This window comes from Paenibacillus pedocola, from assembly GCF_031599675.1.
Classification (GTDB): Bacteria; Bacillota; Bacilli; order Paenibacillales; family Paenibacillaceae; genus Paenibacillus_AQ; species Paenibacillus_AQ pedocola.
Genome location: NZ_CP134223.1, coordinates 3,856,901 through 3,878,908, shown reverse-complemented (window position 1 = coordinate 3,878,908; position 22,008 = coordinate 3,856,901). Strand labels below are relative to the sequence as shown.

Sequence of the window (22,008 nt, the reverse complement as noted above, 5' to 3'; positions counted from 1 at the left end):
AGGCATAAGGGATGAATACGGAGTTTATTATCGGTCTAGCGGGCCAAGCCGTATATTTGGTGCTGGAAACAAGCGCCCCCATGCTGATTCTTGGTCTGGTGGTAGGACTAATAGTCAGTATATTTCAGGCAACAACACAGATTCAGGAGCAAACCTTGGCATTCGTTCCGAAAATTGTTGCCGTATTGCTAGCTTTACTGCTGTTCGGACCTTGGATTATCACCAAACTGGTGGACTTCACCAGCCAAATTTTGGGCAGTCTCTATATGTATATCGGTTAAGATGATGGATATGGAGACCTTGCTGCAAAGTTTTCCCGTCTTTTTGTTGATTTTTTGTCGAATTACCTCCTTTTTTGTTGTAGTTCCTGTATTCTCTTCGCAAAGCGTACCGACAACGTTCAAAATCGGACTGTCCTTCTTTGTTGCATTAGTCGTTTTTAGCGCGGGGGGAACGGGGATTGCTGTTACACAGGATCTTACTTATATTTTACTGATTATAAGAGAAGTGTTAATAGGGTTACTGCTTGGTTTTATCGCTTACCTGATGTTCATGACTATTCAAACAGCGGGCTCTTTTATCGACATACAAATCGGCTTTGGGATCGCGAACGTAATTGATCCGATGACTGGCGCTTCTGCTCCTATTATCGGCAACTTCAAGTATATGATCGCTCTGTTGATGTTTTTAACGATGAATGGCCATCATTATCTGCTGAATGCAATCATCTACAGTTATAAATGGGTACCGTTGAACAATGATATTTTGGTCAAAATGCAGGATGGCAGCCTTTCGGATTTTCTAGTCCGCACGTTTGCCCAATCCTTTACGCTGGCCTTTCAAATGTCGGCGCCGCTCGTGGCCGCATTGTTCCTTACCGATGTGGGTCTGGCATTTCTGGCGAGAACCGCCCCACAATATAATGTATTTGTCATCGGGGTTCCACTCAAAATCATTATAGGTCTTGCATTGCTCGTACTGTTGATGCCGGGTTTGGCCGTTCTGTTCCAGAATCTCTTCGACATTATGTTTGAGTCTATGCAAAATCTGTTGAATCTTATCGGGAAAAGCCCTTAGATGGCTGTTGGGAGAGAGTAACATGCCGAACACCAAACGCTATAAACTGGATCTTCAGCATTTCGGGGGAGATAAGACTGAAAAAGCAACTCCTAAGAAACGGCAGGATGCCCGAAAAAAGGGCCAGGTAGCCAAAAGTGCTGAAATATCCGGAGCAGTTGTGTTGTTATCGGCACTTCTCAGCCTGACTATGTTCGGGGGCTTCATGAAAGAACGGTTCATGTCGCTTTTTCTGGACATTTTTCAGAATCGAATGATGATGGAGGTTACCGCTGAGAACGTTTCAAAGATGTTTAACGAGTATGGTCTGCAAATTTTGATTCTGCTTGCCCCGTTGCTTGGAATTACTTTTTTGCTGGCATTGGTTGTAAATTTTGCCCAAGTCGGATTTATGGCTACCGGGGAAGGAATAACACCTAAGTTCAGTAAAATTAACCCGATTAAAGGATTCAAAAATATTTTCTCCATGCGTTCATTTGTGGAATTCCTTAAATCGATCTTTAAGCTGGTGTTAATCGCATATCTGGTATATAGCACTCTTTGGGGTGAAAAAGAGAGTTTCGCTTCTCTATCACATATTGATGCAGAAGGTGTTTTCCAGTTCGTAGCCAAGCTGACGATGAATCTTGGAATAAAAATTGGGGCTGTGCTCTTCATCATGGCGGTCCTCGACTATATATACCAAAAGTATGAACATGAAAAAAGCCTGAAAATGTCGAAACAAGAAATTAAGGATGAATACAAAAAGATGGAAGGCGATCCCATCATCAAGGGGAAAATCAGGGAACGCCAGCGCAGAATGGCTATGCAGCGGATGATGCAGGAAGTCCCCAAAGCGGACGTAATCATTACGAATCCAACGCACTTTGCAGTTGCCCTAAAATATGATGGATCCCAAATGGAAGCTCCGCAGATTATTGCCAAAGGCCAAGATTATGTGGCGCTCCGAATCAGAGAGCTGGCGAAGGAGCATGGTGTTATGACTATGGAGAATAAGCCGCTGGCACGGGCATTATTCCAAAGGACAGAGATCGGTGATGTGGTTCCTGCAGATCTGTTCCAGGCGGTTGCCGAGGTGTTGGCCTATGTATATAAGCTTAAAGGCAAGAGGAAATAGCCCGGGGGAGGAAAAGGACATTGAAAGCTAGAGATCTAACAGTTCTACTGGGCGTAATCGGTATTGTGCTTATGATGATTCTGCCTATCCCGGCGTGGCTTCTGGATGTACTGCTGATAGTCAATATTTCAATAGCGTTAACCATCATTTTGGTAGCAATGAATACGAAGGACCCGCTGCAATTTTCAATATTTCCTTCATTGCTCTTAATCACGACCTTATTCCGGCTTGCTCTAAATATCTCAACTACCAAATTGATTCTCTCGGATGGTCATGCCGGTGAGGTTGTGGCAACCTTCGGTAGCTGGATCGCCAGAGGGCAAATTGCCATCGGATTCATTGTGTTTCTGATTCTGGTCGTTGTCCAGTTTATAGTAATAACCAAAGGTTCGGAACGAGTTGCTGAGGTTGGTGCTCGCTTTACATTGGATGCGATGCCAGGTAAGCAGATGAGTATCGATGCGGATTTGAACGCCGGCATGATCAATGAACAACAGGCGCGGGAACGCCGCCGTAATGTTGAACGTGAAGCGGACTTCTTCGGAGCCATGGATGGAGCAAGTAAATTTGTCAAGGGTGACGCGATTGCCAGCATTATCATCCTGCTGATCAACCTGATCGGCGGTTTTATTATCGGAATGACTGTTCATGGTTATTCATTCCAGGATGCGCTTTCGACTTATTCCGTACTAACAATTGGGGATGGTCTGGTCAGCCAGATACCGGCTCTGCTCATTTCAACTGCTTCTGGTCTGATTGTTACACGGGCAGCATCGGAAGGCAATCTCGCAGAAGATCTCACAGGTCAATTATTGTCTTATCCGAAGCTGCTGTACATAGTGGCTGTAACCATCGCTTTTCTCGGGTTCTTCACACCGATTACGGTAATGTCCACTTTGCCGCTGGCAGGGCTTATGGCCTATGCAGCTTACAGTATGGGCCAAAAGGCTAATAAAAAGCTGATTGCCGAGGAGCAGCTGGTGGAAGAGAAGCAGATAGAAGAAGTACGAAGTCCGGAAAGTGTAATCAATTTACTGACAGTTGATCCGATAGAGTTCGAGTTTGGATATGGACTGATTCCGCTGGCGGATACAGGTCAGGGCGGGGATTTACTTGACCGGATTATCATGATTCGACGTCAATGTGCACTGGAAATGGGTCTTGTTGTTCCTGTTATACGTATTCGCGACAATATTCAACTAAAACCGAATGAATATGTCATCAAAATTAAAGGAAATAACGTTGGCGGCGGTGAATTATTACTTAATCACTATCTTGCCATGAGTCCCGGGTATGATGATGAGTCGATTAATGGCATAGAAACGGTGGAACCATCGTTTGGACTGCCGGCACTGTGGATTGATGATTCAGTTAAAGAACGGGCGGAGTTATCCGGCTATACCGTAGTAGATCCGCCTTCCGTTGTGGCTACCCATTTAACAGAGCTGATCAAACGTCATGGTCATGAGCTGCTTGGACGCCAGGAGACGAAACAACTGGTCGACAACCTCAGGGAGAATTATCCTGTTCTGGTTGATGAACTTATTCCTTCAGTACTTGCCATCGGCGACATTCAAAAGGTTCTTGGCAAGCTGCTGCGTGAGAAGATCTCGATTCGTGACCTGGTTACGATCTTCGAGACACTGGCAGACTACGGCACCTATACAAAAGATCCGGATATTCTGACCGAGTATGTACGCCAGTCATTGTCCAGGCAGATTACCCAGCAATTTTCCCAGGCGGGAGAGACTTTGCGGGTCATTACAGTCGGGCCTAATCTGGAGAAAAAGATTTCCGAAAGTGTTCAACAGACGGAGCAGGGCAGCTATCTGGCACTCGATCCGGTTTCGACGCAAACGGTATATCAACGTCTTACAGAGCAGATTAACCGTCTGCTTCAGTCCGGACAACAGCCGATTGTGCTGACATCCCCGACCATCCGGATGTATTTGCGGCAGGTCATTGAACGGACGATGCAGGATATTCCAGTGTTATCTTATAGCGAACTGGAGCCTAATATTGAAATTCAAAGCGTTGGGGTGGTGAACTTATGAGAGTGAAGCGTTATGTGGTCGATACGATGCCTGACGCGATGCATTCCATCCGCAGCGAGCTGGGAAGCGATGCAGTCATCCTAAGCACCAAAGAGATTAAAATCGGCGGATTTATGGGAATGTTCCAAAAGAAGAAGATTGAAGTGGTAGCTGCAGTTGAGGAAACGCGGAAGCCAGCTGCACCGAGTAATACCACAACAGCACCTCCGGTAAATATTCCGCGAAGCGCTGTGCCGCAGGCTTATCAAAAAGCAGCCTCTGCGTCACAGATGCCGCTTAAAGAACGTGCTGCCGAGTCCTTTGCAGAGATTGCTGCTGCATTAACTGAAGCGCAGGAGGCCAGAGGGGCTGTAGCTGTTCTTCCATCTCTTGATCTGGATGAGGAGCCGATCCAACTAGCAGAGAACAAGCCGGCTGATTCACAACCGGCAGTATCTCTAAAGGAAGAAAGCACCTCATTATCGGCCCTCTACGATAAACTTAATACAGATCTGGAGCAGCCGGTTCCCGCAATGCTGGAAAGCGATGTGCTCCGGGAGATCAGGGATATGAAGCATTGGATGGAGCGGATTGCCCGCTTCTCCTCAAGCGGAATTGAATTGCCTGAGATTCTCGATGAGTTTAAGCGCCGATTAATCGAACAGGACACGGATGCCGTGCTTGTAGATGAATGGATCGGCAATGTTTTTGACCGCTGGAATGACGAAGGGCGGACTTGGACATCGGAACACTTTGATGAAATGTTAAAAGAACAGGTGAATGGATTCCTTGCCGGCAGGATTTCTACCGGAATCGCACCGGATACGCGTATTGTTTACATCGCTGGTCCTACCGGCGTTGGTAAGACGACAACAATCGCCAAGCTGGCCGCTGAGCAATTGTTCAAGCAAGGCAGAAAGGTGGGGTTAATTACCTCTGATACCTATCGGATCTCTGCGGTTGAGCAGCTTCGGACATATGCCGCTATTTTGAATATCCCTCTGGAGGTTGTACAGTCGCCTGGGGATTTGCAGAGAGCACTGTTCCGCTTAGAAAGCTGCGATCTGGTATTAATGGATACGGCAGGCCGTAATTACCGCAATGAAATGCTTGTCGCCGAGCTGCAAAGTCTGCTGGCCAAAGAGCTGAAAAGTGAGACCTTCCTGGTACTAAGCATGACTTCAAAAAGCCGTGATATGAAAATGATTGTAGAGCATTTTGGCCGTTATCAGCTCGACAAGGTCATTTTCACCAAGCTGGATGAGACTGGAAGCTACGGGCCCTTGTTCAATGTCTTAAATGACTTTCCGCTTAAGCTGTCTTATATGACTAATGGGCAAAATGTTCCCGATGATCTGCTAATGGCTACCAAAGAACAGCTCAGTGGAGTGCTGCTGGGGACAGGAGGGTCTTGATGGATCAGGCGCAATCTTTGAGACAGCTGGTATCAAGCCAGGACTCCAAACGCGTGTCCGGTGGCGGAGCCTCCGCCCGGATCATTACCGTCTGCAGCGGGAAAGGCGGTGTCGGAAAATCGAATTTCACGCTTAACTTTGCTTTAGCTCTAAAGGCGATGGGTAGGCGGGTGCTATTGTTCGATGCCGATATCGGGATGGCCAACATCGACGTGCTTATGGGAGTATCGGCTAAATACAATCTGTACCATCTGTTAAAAAGAGAAGCGGATATCGGACAGATTATCCAGATTGGACCTGGCGATCTGCCGTTTATTGCAGGCGGTTCGGGTATGGATGAGCTTTTTTCCCTCTCTGAAACCGACCTGAATTACTTTACAACCCAAATTGCACAAATCGCCGACACGATGGATTTCATCTTGTTCGATACGGGGGCGGGGCTTTCCAAGGAGACGCTAAAATTTATAACCTCAGCAGATGATTGTCTGGTGGTGACTACACCGGAGCCAACCGCAATAACGGATGCATACGCACTGATGAAGGTTGTGCACAATTCTTATCCTAATGTCTCCTTTAAGCTGATAGTTAATCAGGCGGGGGATGAAAGGGAAGCAAGAGGCACCAGCGATAAAATCCGCATGGCGGCCAGCCGCTTTTTGCAATTGGACATTTCTTTCTTGGGATTTATCAGCAGTGATGCGCATGTGGTTCAGGCAGTCAAAAAACAAGTTCCATTCTCAGTGGCTTTTCCGAACAGTGCAGCAGCCAAAGACGTGCAACGGCTTGCCCTCAATTACCTGGCCGCCGATTCGGCGGATACAACCAAGGTGCAGGGCATCAAGGGATTTATCAACAAGTGGTTGAAGCGAAAACAGTAATTGTTCAGAATTAGATGGACAGAGGTGGAAATGCTATGAGGCCATATAAAGTATTAGTTGTGGATGATTCTGCATTTATGCGTAAGATCATTTCCGATTTAATTGAAAACGAACCTAACTTCAAAGTTACCGCGACTGCTGCAAACGGGCGGGAAGCGATTGAGAAAGTGAATGAGTTTCATCCGGATCTGGTGACTATGGATGTGGAAATGCCGGAGATGAACGGCCTGGAGGCACTAAAAGTGATCATGGCCGAGCACCCCTTGCCGGTAATTATGCTGTCAGGCATCAATGAAGAAGGCATGAGGGAAACCATCATTGCACTTGAATCGGGTGCTTTCGATTTCATCCGTAAGCCGTCGATTTCAAATTCCCAGGATATTACGGCGGTAGGGATAGCACTAAGGGAGCAGATGAAGGGTGCTATGCTGGCCCGTGAGCAGCGTGAAGCGAGAATTTCGTCCCACAACGCCGAGGTTATGGCGTCAGACACTGCCCGTACGCCGGCTGTAAGTCCAACAGTTGTACCGGAGACTAGTGTACGGAAGCCTGTTCAGCCAAAGAGAGCTGCAGAAGTTCCTGTTAAGCCTGCTGGAGACCAACCGAAACCGGCGGAGAGGCAGATGAACAAATTGCCCGACAAGACTTCTGCCGGCAGCGGGACAACCCGGAATTTGTCCCAGCCTTTGGCGGTCCCTCCTAAGCCTGCTGCTCCCGAGAAACTGCAAACCCGGGGTAAGAAAGAATCCGCTCCCCCTTTGCCAGAAAGCCGTTCGATACCTGAATCGCCTTCCGTTTCGTTTAACGAGCCGCCTGTTTCAGGGAGTGACCGAAAACTAGGAACCAAAGGGCTGCGTAAGCTGGTTGCAGTAGGCTGCTCTACGGGCGGTCCCCGGGCACTCAAAACATTTTTGGAGAATATACCGGCTGATTTCCCGGCGCCGATTGTTATTGTGCAGCATATGCCGCCCAATTTCACTAAATCGCTGGCCCAGCGGCTGAACACCTTTAGTCCGCTTGAGGTGTCGGAAGCTGAACATGGCATGATCCTGCGTCCGGGAGCGGCATATATCGCCCCTGGCGGATTTCACCTCAAGGTTGTTCCGGCATCCGGAGGACAATATGCTATTGAGCTTACGAATGAAGAATCACGCAACGGCCACCGGCCTTCCGTAGATACAATGTTCGAATCACTGCTGCCGCTGACAGCTCTGGAGCGCCATGCGGTTATTATGACGGGGATGGGCAGCGACGGAGCAAAGATGATGAAGGCCCTTTACGATACAGGGGTCACCTCAACATTTGCTGAGAGTGAAGAAACCTGCGTTGTTTATGGAATGCCGCGTTCGGCAGTGGAATTAAAGTGTGTTAAATATGTCCTGCCGTTGCAAGAAATCGCACCACGGCTGGTACAAAGTGTAAAATAAAGGAATAGCGAACTCGAAGGGGAGGTGCTCGTTAGTGGACATGAACCAATATTTATCCATGTTTATTGATGAGTCAAATGATCATCTGCAGTCATTGAATGAGAGCATGATGGGGCTGGAAGCAAATCCTGAAGATATTAGTATTGTGCAGGTGATTTTCCGTTCGGCGCACACCCTAAAGGGTATGGCGGCTACAATGGGGTTTGAGGATTTGGCTTCCCTAACCCACCAGATGGAAAATGTACTTGATCTGGTTCGCAATAATAAACTGCGGATGCAGGATTTTATTTTTGACACATTGTTCAAAAGCTTGGATGCCCTGGAATCCATGGTAGAAGATATTACGGGTGGAGGAGAAGGTAAAGCCGATGTTACTGCTATCGTATCTTCGCTTCAGGCTATCGTTCGGGGTGAAGTTCCTGCTGCGGCGGGTGCTGCTGCTGAAGTAACAGCTGCGGCTGCAACCACTGGCGATGCCCAAATATCTCTGGATGAATTCCAGTACTCTGTTCTGGAACAATCGCTGCAGGAAGGACATCAGGTGCTGTATGTCGACGTAGCAATCCGTAAGGATTGTCAGTTGAAGGCGGTACGGGCTTATATGGTTTTTGATCTCCTGGAGCGTTCAGGAGAAGTGGTCAAATCCTTCCCTTCGGTTCAGGACATAGAGCAGGAGAAATTCGACTATGGATTCTCTCTCTATTACATAACCCAAAAGGACGCTAGTGAGATTCAGAGAATGATTTTGAACTTGTCGGAGATTGACAAGGTTACTGCAATAGCCCTTGACCAAGAGTCCTTATCACAGATGGCCCAGGAGATGTCTGCTGCTACTGCCGAAGCTTCTCCTGCGACCCCTGTACAAGAGTCTGCGGCATCTGCCCCTGCAACAGCTCCAGCAGCGTCTGCAGCGAAAGAGGAGAACGGTAAATCAGCGCCTGTACGAACTGGCGGAGCACCTTCAAGAACGATCCGCGTAGATATCGAACGATTGGATGTGCTAATGAACCTGTTCAGCGAGCTGCTGATCGACCGTGTCCGTCTGGAGCAGCTTGCTTCTGAAGTGCAGAACGGTGACCTCACTGAGACTGTTGAGCATATGGGACGTGTCAGCGGCGATTTGCAGAACATTGTTATGAAACTGCGGATGGTACCAGTAGATACGGTATTTAACCGGTTCCCGCGCATGGTTCGTGACCTCGCCAAATCCCTGGACAAAAAAATTGATCTTGTGGTTACAGGTGCGGAAACGGAACTGGACCGCACGGTAATTGATGAAATCGGAGATCCGCTGGTCCATTTGCTGCGCAACGCTGTTGACCATGGTGTAGAGTCGATTCAAGACCGGCTTGCCTCAGGAAAGTCGGATACCGGTACAGTTAATCTGCGGGCTTTCCATAGCGGCAATCACGTATTTATTGAGATTGAGGACGATGGTGCCGGAATCAAGCCGCAGAAAATCTTGCAATCTGCAATCAAAAAAGGAATTATTACTCAGGAACAAGCTGCTGCTTATTCAGATGACGAGGCGATTCAACTTCTCTTTGCACCGGGCTTCAGCACGGCAGAAGTCATCTCCGATGTCTCTGGACGCGGCGTAGGTCTGGACGTTGTAAAATCCAAGATCACTTCGCTTGGCGGAAATGTGGTTGTCTATTCGACCCCGGGCAAAGGCACGAACTTCTCGGTACAGCTGCCATTGACCCTGTCTATCATTGCTGCCATGCTAGTAAAGATTGGTTCTGAAAAATATGCAATTCCGCTTTCATCGATTGTAGAGACCGGAATTGTGAAGAATACCCAGATCCGCACAATCCATGGTAACAGAATGATTGAGTTCCGCAACAGCCATATTCCGCTGCTTTCACTAAGCAAATTCTATGCAGTACCTGATTTTGATGAAAGCACGGAAGAAGAAACAGAAATCGTCGTTGTCCGCAAGGGCGAACGTCTAGTTGCACTGGCTGTGCAGGACTTCATCGGACAAAACGAAATTGTAATTAAGAATTTGGGTAAATATTTGCCTGAGGTTCAAGGCATTTCCGGTGCGACTATTCTTGGTGACGGGCAGGTTGCACTTATTATTGATCCGAATGCATTTATAAAATAATTAGGATAGAACAGGGAGGTTCATTCCATGGCTGATGATATCAAAGTAATAGTATTCAAGCTTGGCACTGAAGAATACGGGATTGAAGTGGAAAAAGTCCAAACCATTGAACGTATGATGCCGATTACCCGTGTGCCGAAGACCTACTCCTTTATCAAAGGAGTCATTAATTTACGGGGTGTAGTCATTCCGGTAATTGATCTGCGCGGCCGTTTCGGAATTCAAGAAGCAGAACATACGGATCAGACCCGAATTATTATCGTTAATGTGAATGAGATGGAAGTAGGATTTATTGTTGATTCCGCTAATGATGTCATTGATTTAAACCGCGATTCCATCGATACTCCACCGGATGTAGTGGGCGGTATCAAGGCGAAATATCTGGATGGGGTGGCCAAAATCGGGGAAGATCGGCTGCTGATTATGCTCAACTTGACTGAAGTGCTGAATAAGAGTGAAATCGTGCAACTGGAAAGCCTAGAGGGCTAGTTTATGGAGCTGTTCAAAAACTTCAAGGACTTTAAAATGGATGTTTTAAAGGAAGTCGGTAATATTGGAGCAGGTAACGCTGCCACCGCTTTATCCCAGCTCCTGAATAAGCCAATTGATATGGCTGTACCTAAAGTGCAGCTCCTGAGCTTTGAAGAAATTACTGACAAGGTCGGCGGAGCGGAAGAACTGGTTTACGCAGTGTTTCTGCGAGTTGAAGGTGAGGCCCCCGGCAATCTGTTTTTCATTCTAACACCGGAAGCGGCTATGAACCTTCTTAACCGCGTCGCAGGTATTGAGATTTCTCCTGATCAGGAACTGGGTGAAATGGAGCTCTCCGCTTTGAGTGAAATCGGCAATATTCTGGCCGGCTCTTATCTTTCATCCCTTGCAGACTTCACGTCACTTTCAATGTATCCAACTGTACCTGCTCTCGCGATGGATATGGCCGGGGCGATCCTGGGCTATGGACTCTTGCAGTTCGGCCAAATGGGGGATGATGCATTGCTCATTGATACGACGTTCCTGGAAGGCAAGAATGAAATAGAAGGACAATTTTTCCTTATTCCTGATCCCGAATCATTCCCGAAAATTTTCAAATCATTAGGAGTACCGTTTGATAATGATTGAAGAGCAAAGCATTATTAAAGTTGGAATGGCAGATCTTAATGTAGGCAGCCAAGAGAGTCTTATCCGCACCACTGGACTTGGCTCCTGCGTTGGTCTTACAATGTTTGATCCCGGGAAGAAACTGGCGGGGATGGCGCATGTGATGCTGCCTTCGTCGGAGATCGCACGCGAGGGTCAAATGAACATCGCCAAGTTTGCGGATACCGCAGTGCCGGAGCTGTTGTCCCGCTTACTGGCGCTTGGAGCGGTTCGCAGCCGGATCGTAGCCAAGATGGCCGGTGGCTCTCAAATGTTTGCCTTTGCCGGGGGGAATGACACCATGAGGATCGGGCCTCGTAACGTGGAATCCTGTAAGCTTGCTCTAGAGGCTTTGAACATCCCTTTAATTGCCGAAGACACAGGCGGAAATTTTGGGCGTACGATAGAAATTGCCTGCAGCACAGGAGTGCTTTACATCCGCAGTGTGCAAAAAGGCTCTAAGGAAATATAATGATGGGAAAAATATTACTAAGCATTTTATCCGGAGTAATTGGTTTTTTATTTACCTTTCTTACGAATTACGGGCATAATTTACTTGGGACGAGTCTAATTCGGGGGATTTATGGATTTATTATCTGGTTTGTGCTTGCATTCCTCCTGAGATGGGTATTGGGTTTTATTGTTAAACAGTCCCAGGCGCCAGATATAACCGGAGAAAATGCCGCGGAAGATGATATGCTTGGTACTAAGCTTGATCTCAGTACTCCGGACGAGGATGAGGAATTAATCAACCTTCTGAAACCAAAGCCGGCAGAAGGAAGCGGAGGCAGTGAAGGCTTTACACCGCTGCAGCCGCCCAAGCTGGTCTCCATGAAAGATCCTGAAGAATTGGCCAAGGCCGTTCGTCACCTGAAAGAAGAATAAGCGAGTGCTTGCGGCCAAACGACTATCATTCCCGCATAATGCCCGCTGACTAAACTTTGGGAAGGGTGAAAGCCATTGAACGAGCATAAAGCTTCTCTATCGGTAACAGACGTGCTTTGGGAACGGTGGAAAGAACACGGTGATCCTGAAGCCAAAAAAAAGCTGATTGAGAATTACCTCCATATTGTAGATTACGTGTCCAGCCGGTTGGCTGTCGGACTGCCCAAAAATGTATCAAAAGACGATTTGGCCAGTAATGGTGTAATGGGTCTTATTGATGCGATTGAGAAATTCGACTACAAACGCGGATTGCAATTTCAGACCTATGCCTCTTGGCGTGTACGCGGTGCTATTCTGGACTCGTTACGCCAAAGCGATTGGGTTCCCAGATCTGTTCGTGAAAAAGCCAAGAAAATCGAGGATGCCTACCAGCAGCTGGAGCAGAAATATTTAAGATCAGTCAGTGACGAGGAAATGAGCCAATATTTAAATATTTCTGAGCCGGAGTTTCAGAACATGCTGCAGGATGTTGCGGTCATGTCGCTCTGCTCATTGGAAGACCCTATTCGTGAAGAAGAGTCAGAGACACGGATGTCCATCCTGGTGGACGATAAAGCTAAGAATCCAGACCGTAAAGTGAATGAATTTTACTTGCGCGATACACTCACCAAAGGCATCGAAAAATTAACGGTGAAAGAACGGACCGTAGTGTCCCTTTTATATTATGAGGATTTATCTTTAAGCGAGATCGCTGAGGTGATGTCATTATCTCCTTCTCGAATTTCGCAGCTTCATTCAAAGGCGATTTTGCGCCTGAGGGGAACGCTTGAGAAAAATCGCGACCTTCTCATGCAGAATGATTAACCGGAGACGGTGACAAGGGGGAGCAATATTGATCGGTCATTATGCTTTGGATCAATACGTAAGTATTACGTTTTCTGAGGATAAAGGGATTGCCTACCTACAGTTCTCCAAGAAGGATGAGAATTTTACCTGTTCCTTCGAAGATTTGGAGAGCTTCCTGCACAGTCATGAGGTTCGTTACGGTATACAGCGGGATATTGTGAAGCGGATCAGCAGCAACCCTGAAGAGTATTTTTTCAGCAGAGTACCCATTGCAATTGGTGATGAGCCGGTGCATGGTGTTGACGGAAAGGTCGTTCTTACCGTGGATCTTGAAGAGGACCGCAAACCGCTGGAAAAGGAAGACGGTAAGGTCGACTACAAAGATCTAGTACGTCTGCATAATGTTTTGAAGGGACAAATCATCGGGAAAACGATTCCGCCGGTACCCGGACAGAAGGGGAAAACAGTCACCGGAGAGGAGATTCCTTTCAGAGCAGGGAAAGAAGCCCGCTTCAAAGTTGGTAAGAACGTACTGGTCGATCAGAGCGAAACAGCGATGTACGCGGCAATTGACGGCTTAGTTACGCTTACAGACAAAGGGAAAATCAATGTATTTCCTGTATACGAAGTCAATGGTGATGTGGACTACAGCACAGGCAATATTGATTTTGTAGGCACAGTAGTTATCCGCGGGAACGTGTTGACCGGGTTTACTGTGAAATCTGCAGGGGACATTCGTGTTGTCGGAGGCGTGGAAGGCGCGGAGTTGATTTCCGGCGGTTCGATAGAAATTACCGGGGGAATTATTGGCTACAATAAAGGCCTGGTCAGTGCCGGCAAAAATGTTAAGGTCTCCTTTATTCAGGATGGGAATGTAGTTGCTGGTGAAGATGTGATAGTGTCCCAGAGTATAATGCATTCGAATATTCGCGCAGGGCATGATGTTTTGTGCAATGGGTCAAAGGGCCTTATCGTAGGCGGAATTGTGCAGGCGGGGGAAAAAGTTGTAGCCCGGACTATCGGGAATACGATGTCAACCGCCACGGCAATTGAAGTGGGAGTAGTTCCTGAGCTGCGTAATGAGATTAATGAGCTTCGTCATGAACTCAAACAGCTGCTGGAAAATGAGGACAAAACCAACAAGGCGCTTTATCTGTTAAATCAGCTTGCGAACAACGGCCAGCTGTCACCTGATAAAGTGGCGCTTCGAGTGAAACTGAACGCTACCAAACAGTCCCATATGCGTGAGGAAAAGCGGATTAAAGAACGTGTGCTGGAAATTGAGAAAATGCTTGAAGATACGACTAGAGCTAAAGTAGAAGTGATCAAAACGATCTATGGCGGTTCTAAAATTGTAATCGGCAGATATACCAGATTCGTCAAAGATCCGACGGAACGGGTTGTATTTCGTTATACGGAAGGCGATATTTCGTTAACCCCGTATATTTAACAAGGCGGGCGGCGTAAGGCAGCCGGCCATTGTTTTATGTTATGAATCAACAAGTTGTCTTTCGGGAAGGGGATTACCATGAGCCTGAAACCGGTTGAATTACAAATTGCCTTGCCTCGGACAACGGATGCAGGGAAGGTTCAGAATGAGCACCTGCATCGTCCTGTGCTTGATCAGCAGCAGCTGGCTGCACAGAATGTGAAGCATAGCGCTGAGCTGGCCCAGCGGACAACAGAGGTTGATGAATCTGCGGAGGCGAAGCTTCGTAATGACAGCGGCCGGGGGAATGGCCGGGGTAATCAGTCATCTGACCAAGGGGAGCGCAAGCAGGACGCCGTTCATGATGCAGAACATCCCTATAAAGGCCGCCGCATTGATCTCAGTCTCTGAGATGTTCAAATGATATACAAAGGAGATAAAGCATTTGCAACCATGGGTATACATCGTGTTGGTAGGTGCTGTTGCTATTGTCTATGCTCTTAGGCTTCCGGCGCGCGGACAATCAGACCCAGCCGAGAAGCAAAGCCTGAAAGATACTGAAGCAGCACTTGAACTTTATATGGCCGACATCGAGCGTGAGAACAATGAAATGATACAGCTCGTCGGCAGCATTAAGCAGCAGTCCCAGAACACCAAAGCGGCTCTGCAGGATGAGATTGGCGGACTCCGGGAGCAGGTCGCCGAATTGCAAAAAAATATGATGCTGCTTGATTCCAGGATAACCGCAGAAGAAAAGGGATTGCTTCAGCTGACGGCCCTTGTTAAAGACAATGCAGGTAAGATTACTGCAGAGACTCCTCCGGGAATTGTCGACACTGTGACTTCTGAGCCAAAGGTAAAGCCTATTAGTTCGATCAAGCTTCGTTATCCGCGGCTGTTTGAATTGCATGAGCAGGGCAAGTCCATTGACTCCATTGCCAAAACAGCTGGACTTCAGCGCGGTGAAGTCCAGCTCATTCTGCAGCTGGCGAAGCAGGAGGAGTCGGTATGATCAAGAACCGCTCGTTTATGTTCGGTCTGGGAACCGGCCTGATCGCAGGGGCTCTTCTCCTTCAGCTGATGATCTCCGGCGGGGCAGCTCCATCTTTAACAAAAGAGGAGCTTGCCCAGCAAGCAGCTAAACTGAATCTGACACTAACAGATCCGGCGGCTGATCCCCAAGCGAGTCCGGAGCCAGCGGCGCAAGCTGCTGATCCTGCCGGTCAGACTGATGATAAGGACACAACGGTGGCAAGCGATGCCGCCAGCACTCCATCTCCAGTTCCATCCGCTGCAGCGTCACCGGAGGCAGCTGTGCAGCCTAGTGCTGCTGCTGCGCCCACAGAGCCGGCAGTCCCTTCCGAGCCGATACAAAGCGCAGGAACAGCCCCGGAGGCACCGGCAACTCCACAGGCCGCAGTAAGCGGGGTTGTTGCTGTACGCATTCCGGCTGGCAGCACACTTACAGAAACTGCACAGCTTTTGACAAAGGCCGGGGTTATAAAGGAGCAGACCGAGTTTCTTCAGACTGCCATCAGCCGCAAAATTAATGCAAAAATTCAATATGGAAGCTACAATTTCACCAAAGGGGAAAGCGTAAACTCCATAATTGAGAAGCTGATCACAGTGAAATGAACTTACACTAAGGCAGAAAATCACAAAATATTTCATGAATCGTTGCATACATTATTTTATTATGGTATAGTAATTGACGGTGTTAAAACACACGCCGGTTGATTTCGACAAGGGGTGCTTTCTTCAGAAGAAAGTCTTGTAGAAAAATGACGCGCGGCGGAGGAGACACACAATAAACCAAAATTAGGAGGTGTGTGAAGATGGCAGTAATCTCCATGAAACAGCTTCTCGAAGCTGGGGTACACTTCGGTCACCAGACTCGTCGTTGGAACCCAAAGATGGATCGTTATATCTTCACTGAAAGAAACGGAATTTACATTATTGACCTGCAAAAAACGGTTAAAAAGGTAGAGGAAGCTTACAACTTTGTAAAAAGCGTCGCTGGCGACAACGGCACAATCCTGTTCGTAGGAACAAAGAAACAAGCTCAAGATTCCGTGAAAGAAGAAGCTGAACGTTCGGGGATGTTCTTCATCAACCAACGTTGGCTGGGCGGTACCCTGACTAACTTCCAGACTATTCAGAAACGTATTGACCGTCTGAAGAAATTGGAAGCTTGGGAAGAAGACGGTACCTTCGCAGTTCTGCCTAAGAAAGAAGTTATCCTTCTCCGCAAAGAGAAAGATCGTCTTGAAAAATTCCTGGGCGGTATCAAGAACATGAAAGGTCTGCCAAGCGCGCTGTTCATCATTGACCCGCGTAAAGAGCGTATCGCTGTTGCGGAAGCTCGCAAATTGGGTATTCCTATCGTAGCTATTGTTGATACTAACTGTGATCCGGACGAAATCGACTACGTAATTCCAGGTAACGATGACGCTATCCGCGCCGTTAAATTGTTGACTGGTAAAATGGCAGACGCTGTTGTTGAAGCTCACCAGGGCGAAGACACAACTACTGCTTAAGTAGCAACCGGAACTTAAACTAGAACTTAAATGAAAAGGGTGGTTGGCAGGTGGATAACCTCTCACTACCCTTTTTTTAGGATAATGGCCTTAAATGGAATTAAACGACAATTATCTGGAGGGAATAACAATGGCAGTAGATGCAAAATCCGTAAAAGAACTTCGTGAAAGAACAGGCGCAGGTATGCTTGACTGTAAGAAAGCACTTGAAGAAGCAAATGGCGATATCACTAAAGCCGCTGAACTGCTCCGCGAAAAAGGTCTTTCCGCAGCAGCAAACAAAGCAGGACGTATCGCTACTGAAGGTACTGTTGAATCCTACATCCACGCTGGCGGACGTATCGGCGTACTGGTGGAAATCAACTGCGAAACTGACTTCGTTGGTAAAACCGATTCCTTCAGAGAATTCGCACGCGATATCGCAATGCAGATCGCTGCAGCTAGCCCGCAGTATGTTCGCCGTGAAGAAGTTCCTGCTGAAGCTGTAGAGAAAGAAAAAGAAATTCTGAAAGCCCAAGCACTGAACGAAGGCAAGCCTGAGAAAATCGTTGAAAAAATGGTTGAAGGCCGCATCAGCAAGTTCTACGAAGAATACTGCCTGCTTGAACAGCCTTTCGTTAAAGACCCTGACAAAACGATCTCCCAATTGCTGAACGAAAAAATCAGCACGATCGGTGAAAACATCTCTATCCGTCGTTTTGTTCGTTACGAGCTGGGCGAAGGTCTGGAAAAGAAAGTTGACAATTTTGTTGAAGAAGTAATGGCACAAGTTAATCAATAATAGATAAACTTAATTACAGCTTCATTGAACTGAATAATGGCAAGCATCAAAAGAGCGGAACACATACACGTAGTGTTCCGTCTTTTGTAAGAAAGAGAGGGTATACATTTGGAACAGCCGGTATTTAAGAGAGTCGTCCTTAAGGTAAGTGGGGAATCACTGTCAGGACAAAACGGATATGGCATTGATGCTGAGACGATTATTTCCATCGCGGAGCAAGTGAAAGAAGTGGTCGAGCTTGGCGTTCAGGTTGCCATTGTATGCGGTGGCGGAAATATCTGGCGCGGGATCGCCGGCAGTGCAAGCGGCATTGACCGTGCAACAGCCGATTACATGGGGATGCTCGCCACAGTTATGAACTCGCTTGCTCTGCAGGATGCATTGGAGCAAATCGATGTTCCAACGCGGGTGCAGACCTCCATTTCCATGCAGCAGATTGCCGAACCGTACATCCGCCGCCGGGCGATCCGTCACTTGGAGAAGGGGCGGGTTGTTATTTTTGCCGCAGGCACAGGAAATCCGTTCTTCTCAACGGATACAACCGCAGCGCTTAGAGCAGCTGAGATTGAAGCAGAAGTCATTCTAATGGCGAAGAACAAAGTAGACGGTGTCTACTCTGCGGATCCTTTCAAGGACCCTACAGCCGAGAAGTTTGAGCAACTGACCTACATGGAAGTCCTGAACAAAAACCTTGGAGTTATGGATTCTACCGCTTCCTCGCTGTGCATGGATAATAATATACCGCTCATTGTGTTTGCTATTACAGAGCAAGGCAATATTAAACGTGTCGTTCTCGGTGAGAAAATCGGGACGATTGTTAAAGGGAGTGTAGATTAATGCCACAGGCAGTTAAGAAAAATGCCGAGGAGCGTATGGAAAAAGCGATTTCTTCCCTAAAACGCGATTTGGCTACCTTGCGGGCAGGACGCGCATCGACAGCGCTGCTGGACCGCATTCAAGTTGATTATTACGGTGCGCCTACACCGGTTAACCAGCTGGCCAATATCAGTACACCGGATTCCCGGACACTGCTGATCCAGCCTTGGGACCGATCGTCGGTAGCCGACATTGAACGGGCGATTATGAAGTCTGATCTCGGACTAACACCTGCCAATGACGGTACGATCATCCGCCTATCCATTCCACCGCTGACTGAGGAACGCCGTACTGAACTTGTGAAGTTCACCAAGAAGTTCGGTGAAGAGGCGAAGGTAGCCATCCGCAACATCCGCCGCGATGCTAACGATGACATCAAGAAGATGGAAAAGAACGGCATTTCGGAAGATGAGTCGCGTGGACACCAGGAAGATATTCAGAAATCAACGGATAAGTTCATAGCTGAAGTCGATAAGGTGCTCTTGTCCAAAGAAAAAGAGATTATGGAAGTATAATGATAATCAAGAGACCTCAAGGCCCCTCCTTATATGGTGGGGTTTGTCTCTTTCTGATATGAGCTTGGAGGAAACGGAAATGATCAAACGGGTTCAAGCATGGCTTAGCCGTAAAGACAGGCAGGAAGAACAGCCAGTCGAGATTTCACCGGACAATATTCCCCGGCACGTGGCGGTAATCATGGATGGCAATGGTCGCTGGGCTAAGCGCCGCGGCCTTCCTCGCATTGTCGGTCATCAAAACGGGATGAAAGCAGTAAAACGCGCAACCATAGCCGCAAATGATCTGGGAGTAGAATTCCTGACGATGTACGCTTTTTCTACGGAAAACTGGAAGCGGCCTAAAGATGAAGTGGATTTCCTGATGCGTCTGCCTGTGGAATTTCTTGCGCTTGAACTGGATGAACTGATAGAGAAAAATGTACAGGTACGTGTAATGGGTGATAGTAATGCGCTGCCCAATCATACCCGCAAAGCGATGGAAGAGGCAGTTGAACGGACGAAGCACAATACTGGACTAATCTTAAATTTTGCGCTGAACTATGGGAGCCGTAAAGAGATAGAAGACTGTATGCGCGAACTTGGCAATGATATAAAAGCAGGACGGCTCTCTCCAGAGGAGATTACATCTGAACTGATTGACAGCAGATTATTGTCCGGGGGTCTGCCTGACCCCGATTTGCTGATCCGCACTAGCGGAGAAATGCGGCTGAGCAATTTCATGCTCTGGCAGATCGCATACAGTGAACTGTGGTTTACGGATGTGTACTGGCCGGAGTTTGACAAATCGCATTTATTGCAGGCTGTTGCCGAGTATCAGCGCCGTACACGCCGCTATGGCGGATTGAAGTAGCCTGATGGGAGATGGAAACCTTTGAAGCAACGATTGATTACCGGAATTGTTGCCGGAGCAGTGTTTTTGGGCCTATGTGCTTTAGGGGGCTGGTCCTATCAGCTCCTGCTGACTGCCATGGCGCTCATCGGGATGTTTGAATTTGTGAAAATGACGGGCCTCTCTCCATTCAGTAGCACTTCCCTGCTGGGGTATGCCTCGATCGTTTGTTTCATGATCCCTTGGGGATTGCTTGGTGTCACCCCTTGGCTGTCCTGGGAACAGGGCATATGGCTGATGCTGTTATTGTTCCTGCTCGTGACAGTATTCACTAAAAATAAACAGGATATTAAGATCACTGCACTTCTGTTTACAGGGATTGTTTACATAGGAATGGGTTTCTCCTATATGGGTACAGCCCGTGCTGCGGGTGATGAACATGGCCTCTTTTGGACGCTGCTACTGCTTTGCTGCATTTGGGGCAGTGATGCAGGCGCTTATTTCGTTGGCAGAAGCTTCGGGAAGAATAAGCTCTGGCCGGCGATCAGTCCCAATAAGACGGTTGAAGGCGCTCTTGGCGGGGTTCTCATTTCCGTTGTGATTTCAATTATTTTCGCATTATTTGTTCCTGATCTGCTGACTATCGGAAGAGCACTGCTAATCGGTATTTCTTGTGCTGTTCTCGGTCAGCTTGGAGATCTTGTACAGTCTGCCTATAAACGGGTGTACGGTATTAAGGATTCAGGCTCTCTGCTGCCTGGTCATGGTGGCATACTTGACCGCTGCGACAGCTGGATTATCGTATTTCCTTTCGTACATATCGTAATGCTGATGCCTTACTATTAAACGACGGGGAGAAGGTACAACGGTGAAAAAAATTAGTATTCTCGGCTCAACCGGTTCCATTGGCACGCAGACGCTTGATGTCGTTGCGATGCATCCGGAAGCCTTTGAAGTTGATGGGCTGGCTGCAGGCAGCAATACTGCCTTATTATTAGAACAGGTGCGCCGGTTCCAGCCGCGGCGTGTGTCTGTATCCACTAAGCAGCTTGCGGATGACATCAGATCGAGCCTGCCATCCGGTGTGGAGCTCTTCTACGGGGGCGAGGGATTGGTTGAAATCGCTGCCGGGGGAGATGCTGATACGGTTGTGACCGCTGTGGTAGGCAGTGTGGGACTGAAGTCAACGCTTGCTGCTATCGAAGCCGGACGGCATATCGGACTGGCTAATAAAGAAACACTTGTAACAGCTGGACATCTGGTAACAGAGCTGGCTGAACGAAAAGGGGTAAAGCTGCTGCCGGTAGACAGCGAGCACTCGGCAATATTTCAATGTCTCAACGGTGAAAACCGCGCCGATGTTGCAAGCATTACAGTTACCGCCTCAGGCGGCTCTTTCCGTGACTATACCCGCGATCAGCTCAAGCATGTTACCGTGGAGGACGCGCTGCGTCATCCGAACTGGAGTATGGGTGCCAAAATCACCATAGACTCGGCAACCATGGTTAATAAGGGACTTGAGGTGATTGAAGCCCACCATTTGTTTGGCCTGCCCTATGAGCAGGTGAATGTGCTGCTGCACCCGGAGAGCATTATTCACTCCTATGTGGAATTCCGCGACAGCAGTATCATTGCACAGCTCGGTACTCCTGATATGCGCGTTCCGATCCAGTATGCGCTGACCTATCCGGACCGCTGGTCTTCGCCAGCAGCCCGTTTGTCACTGGCTGAGATCGGACGCCTGACCTTCCGCGAAATGGATTATATCCGTTATCCGGCCCTGCGGCTTGCGATCGAATGCGGGAAAACGGGAGGAACGGCAACCACAGCTTTTAATGCAGCCAATGAAATCGCTGTTGCCCGCTTCCTGCGTCATGAGATTTCATTCCTGCGTATTGAGGAGATTATTGAAGAAGTACTGCAGCAGCATGAAAATGTTGTTAATCCCGATTTAGAGCAGATAGAACACTGTGATTCGGCTACCCGTGAGCTTGCATCCAAGCTGTAATAATAAGAATTTTGTGCTGCTTAAGCTGGGAAATTTGCGTTACCCTGAAAAATAGGCGGAGACTGTTGATTCTCTTGTGCCGGGCCTTGGAATAATGATAAATTA

At 47.9% G+C, this 22,008-nt stretch carries 24 protein-coding genes; all 24 read left to right on the top strand.

The window, feature by feature from the left end:
• Nucleotides 1-11 precede the first annotated feature (11 nt).
• The 24 genes from fliQ to QU597_RS16925 all read left to right on the top strand — a co-directional run bounded on the left by fliQ (nucleotide 12) and on the right by QU597_RS16925 (nucleotide 21,903).
• Nucleotides 12-281 (top strand): flagellar biosynthesis protein FliQ, encoded by a 270-nt coding sequence (gene fliQ, locus QU597_RS17040; RefSeq protein ID WP_038593488.1) that lies wholly within the window; start codon nucleotides 12-14, stop codon nucleotides 279-281.
• Nucleotides 282-291: 10 nt separating this feature from the next.
• Nucleotides 292-1,077 carry a flagellar biosynthetic protein FliR gene (gene fliR, locus QU597_RS17035; protein WP_310829082.1) on the top strand — a complete coding sequence of 262 codons (786 nt, stop codon included), beginning with the start codon at nucleotides 292-294 and terminating at the stop codon, nucleotides 1,075-1,077.
• A 22-nt stretch (nucleotides 1,078-1,099) separates the two neighbouring features.
• Nucleotides 1,100-2,194 carry a flagellar biosynthesis protein FlhB gene (gene flhB / locus QU597_RS17030; protein WP_310829081.1) on the top strand — a complete coding sequence of 365 codons (1,095 nt, stop codon included), beginning with the start codon at nucleotides 1,100-1,102 and terminating at the stop codon, nucleotides 2,192-2,194.
• Between the two features lie 71 nt (nucleotides 2,195-2,265).
• Complete coding sequence (gene flhA, locus QU597_RS17025; protein WP_370656272.1) at nucleotides 2,266-4,248, top strand: flagellar biosynthesis protein FlhA; 1,983 nt, start codon at nucleotides 2,266-2,268, stop codon at nucleotides 4,246-4,248.
• A complete protein-coding gene (gene flhF / locus QU597_RS17020; protein ID WP_310829079.1) occupies nucleotides 4,245-5,642 on the top strand; it encodes a flagellar biosynthesis GTPase FlhF in 1,398 nt (465 codons plus the stop codon). The genes flhA and flhF overlap by 4 nt, the downstream gene beginning before the upstream one ends.
• Nucleotides 5,639-6,520: a MinD/ParA family protein gene (locus QU597_RS17015; RefSeq protein WP_310829078.1), complete on the top strand. Its 882-nt coding sequence runs from the start codon at nucleotides 5,639-5,641 to the stop codon at nucleotides 6,518-6,520. Before flhF ends, QU597_RS17015 begins: the two co-directional genes overlap by 4 nt.
• A gap of 35 nt (nucleotides 6,521-6,555) precedes the next feature.
• The gene (locus QU597_RS17010) at nucleotides 6,556-7,947 is read left to right on the top strand and encodes a protein-glutamate methylesterase/protein-glutamine glutaminase (RefSeq protein ID WP_310829077.1); all 1,392 of its coding nucleotides are present in this window, start codon (nucleotides 6,556-6,558) and stop codon (nucleotides 7,945-7,947) included.
• A gap of 34 nt (nucleotides 7,948-7,981) precedes the next feature.
• Nucleotides 7,982-10,057 carry a chemotaxis protein CheW gene (locus QU597_RS17005; RefSeq protein WP_310829076.1) on the top strand — a complete coding sequence of 692 codons (2,076 nt, stop codon included), beginning with the start codon at nucleotides 7,982-7,984 and terminating at the stop codon, nucleotides 10,055-10,057.
• 27 nt (nucleotides 10,058-10,084) lie between these two features.
• A complete protein-coding gene (locus tag QU597_RS17000; RefSeq protein ID WP_310829075.1) occupies nucleotides 10,085-10,546 on the top strand; it encodes a chemotaxis protein CheW in 462 nt (153 codons plus the stop codon).
• A 3-nt stretch (nucleotides 10,547-10,549) separates the two neighbouring features.
• Complete coding sequence (locus QU597_RS16995; protein WP_310829074.1) at nucleotides 10,550-11,176, top strand: chemotaxis protein CheC; 627 nt, start codon at nucleotides 10,550-10,552, stop codon at nucleotides 11,174-11,176.
• Nucleotides 11,169-11,666 (top strand): chemotaxis protein CheD, encoded by a 498-nt coding sequence (locus QU597_RS16990; protein WP_236330998.1) that lies wholly within the window; start codon nucleotides 11,169-11,171, stop codon nucleotides 11,664-11,666. Before QU597_RS16995 ends, QU597_RS16990 begins: the two co-directional genes overlap by 8 nt.
• 158 nt (nucleotides 11,667-11,824) lie before the next feature.
• A complete protein-coding gene (locus tag QU597_RS16985) occupies nucleotides 11,825-12,079 on the top strand; it encodes a hypothetical protein (protein WP_310829073.1) in 255 nt (84 codons plus the stop codon).
• Nucleotides 12,080-12,154: 75 nt separating this feature from the next.
• Entirely contained in the window at nucleotides 12,155-12,943 is a 789-nt protein-coding gene (locus QU597_RS16980) for a FliA/WhiG family RNA polymerase sigma factor (RefSeq protein WP_054941058.1), read from the top strand.
• A 28-nt stretch (nucleotides 12,944-12,971) separates the two neighbouring features.
• Nucleotides 12,972-14,375 (top strand): flagellar assembly protein A, encoded by a 1,404-nt coding sequence (locus QU597_RS16975; RefSeq protein WP_310829072.1) that lies wholly within the window; start codon nucleotides 12,972-12,974, stop codon nucleotides 14,373-14,375.
• 78 nt (nucleotides 14,376-14,453) lie between these two features.
• Nucleotides 14,454-14,765 (top strand): hypothetical protein, encoded by a 312-nt coding sequence (locus tag QU597_RS16970; RefSeq protein WP_310829071.1) that lies wholly within the window; start codon nucleotides 14,454-14,456, stop codon nucleotides 14,763-14,765.
• Between the two features lie 34 nt (nucleotides 14,766-14,799).
• Nucleotides 14,800-15,366, top strand: coding sequence for a hypothetical protein (locus QU597_RS16965; protein WP_310829070.1), 567 nt, complete (start codon nucleotides 14,800-14,802; stop codon nucleotides 15,364-15,366).
• A complete protein-coding gene (locus tag QU597_RS16960) occupies nucleotides 15,363-15,989 on the top strand; it encodes a hypothetical protein (RefSeq protein WP_310829069.1) in 627 nt (208 codons plus the stop codon). Before QU597_RS16965 ends, QU597_RS16960 begins: the two co-directional genes overlap by 4 nt.
• Nucleotides 15,990-16,189: 200 nt before the next feature.
• Nucleotides 16,190-16,891, top strand: coding sequence for a 30S ribosomal protein S2 (gene rpsB / locus QU597_RS16955; RefSeq protein WP_036692565.1), 702 nt, complete (start codon nucleotides 16,190-16,192; stop codon nucleotides 16,889-16,891).
• A 130-nt stretch (nucleotides 16,892-17,021) separates the two neighbouring features.
• Complete coding sequence (gene tsf / locus QU597_RS16950) at nucleotides 17,022-17,672, top strand: translation elongation factor Ts (protein ID WP_054941053.1); 651 nt, start codon at nucleotides 17,022-17,024, stop codon at nucleotides 17,670-17,672.
• Nucleotides 17,673-17,780: 108 nt separating this feature from the next.
• Nucleotides 17,781-18,509, top strand: coding sequence for a UMP kinase (gene pyrH / locus QU597_RS16945; RefSeq protein ID WP_054941052.1), 729 nt, complete (start codon nucleotides 17,781-17,783; stop codon nucleotides 18,507-18,509).
• Nucleotides 18,509-19,063, top strand: coding sequence for a ribosome recycling factor (gene frr, locus QU597_RS16940; RefSeq protein WP_054941051.1), 555 nt, complete (start codon nucleotides 18,509-18,511; stop codon nucleotides 19,061-19,063). Before pyrH ends, frr begins: the two co-directional genes overlap by 1 nt.
• 79 nt (nucleotides 19,064-19,142) lie before the next feature.
• Nucleotides 19,143-19,916: an undecaprenyl pyrophosphate synthase gene (gene uppS, locus QU597_RS16935; protein ID WP_236330980.1), complete on the top strand. Its 774-nt coding sequence runs from the start codon at nucleotides 19,143-19,145 to the stop codon at nucleotides 19,914-19,916.
• 21 nt (nucleotides 19,917-19,937) lie between these two features.
• Nucleotides 19,938-20,741 (top strand): phosphatidate cytidylyltransferase, encoded by an 804-nt coding sequence (locus tag QU597_RS16930; RefSeq protein ID WP_310829068.1) that lies wholly within the window; start codon nucleotides 19,938-19,940, stop codon nucleotides 20,739-20,741.
• 22 nt (nucleotides 20,742-20,763) lie between these two features.
• Nucleotides 20,764-21,903 carry a 1-deoxy-D-xylulose-5-phosphate reductoisomerase gene (locus QU597_RS16925; RefSeq protein WP_310829067.1) on the top strand — a complete coding sequence of 380 codons (1,140 nt, stop codon included), beginning with the start codon at nucleotides 20,764-20,766 and terminating at the stop codon, nucleotides 21,901-21,903.
• Nucleotides 21,904-22,008: the final 105 nt, after the last annotated feature.

Coding starts and splice junctions, on each gene's coding strand:
- fliQ (WP_038593488.1), top strand. CDS start 12: ATGAATACGGAGTTTATTATCGGTCTAGCGGGCCAAGCCGTATATTTG.
- fliR (WP_310829082.1), top strand. CDS start 292: ATGGAGACCTTGCTGCAAAGTTTTCCCGTCTTTTTGTTGATTTTTTGT.
- flhB (WP_310829081.1), top strand. CDS start 1,100: ATGCCGAACACCAAACGCTATAAACTGGATCTTCAGCATTTCGGGGGA.
- flhA (WP_370656272.1), top strand. CDS start 2,266: ATGATGATTCTGCCTATCCCGGCGTGGCTTCTGGATGTACTGCTGATA.
- flhF (WP_310829079.1), top strand. CDS start 4,245: ATGAGAGTGAAGCGTTATGTGGTCGATACGATGCCTGACGCGATGCAT.
- QU597_RS17010 (WP_310829077.1), top strand. CDS start 6,556: ATGAGGCCATATAAAGTATTAGTTGTGGATGATTCTGCATTTATGCGT.
- QU597_RS17000 (WP_310829075.1), top strand. CDS start 10,085: ATGGCTGATGATATCAAAGTAATAGTATTCAAGCTTGGCACTGAAGAA.
- QU597_RS16995 (WP_310829074.1), top strand. CDS start 10,550: ATGGAGCTGTTCAAAAACTTCAAGGACTTTAAAATGGATGTTTTAAAG.
- QU597_RS16990 (WP_236330998.1), top strand. CDS start 11,169: ATGATTGAAGAGCAAAGCATTATTAAAGTTGGAATGGCAGATCTTAAT.
- QU597_RS16970 (WP_310829071.1), top strand. CDS start 14,454: ATGAGCCTGAAACCGGTTGAATTACAAATTGCCTTGCCTCGGACAACG.
- QU597_RS16960 (WP_310829069.1), top strand. CDS start 15,363: ATGATCAAGAACCGCTCGTTTATGTTCGGTCTGGGAACCGGCCTGATC.
- rpsB (WP_036692565.1), top strand. CDS start 16,190: ATGGCAGTAATCTCCATGAAACAGCTTCTCGAAGCTGGGGTACACTTC.
- tsf (WP_054941053.1), top strand. CDS start 17,022: ATGGCAGTAGATGCAAAATCCGTAAAAGAACTTCGTGAAAGAACAGGC.
- frr (WP_054941051.1), top strand. CDS start 18,509: ATGCCACAGGCAGTTAAGAAAAATGCCGAGGAGCGTATGGAAAAAGCG.
- uppS (WP_236330980.1), top strand. CDS start 19,143: ATGATCAAACGGGTTCAAGCATGGCTTAGCCGTAAAGACAGGCAGGAA.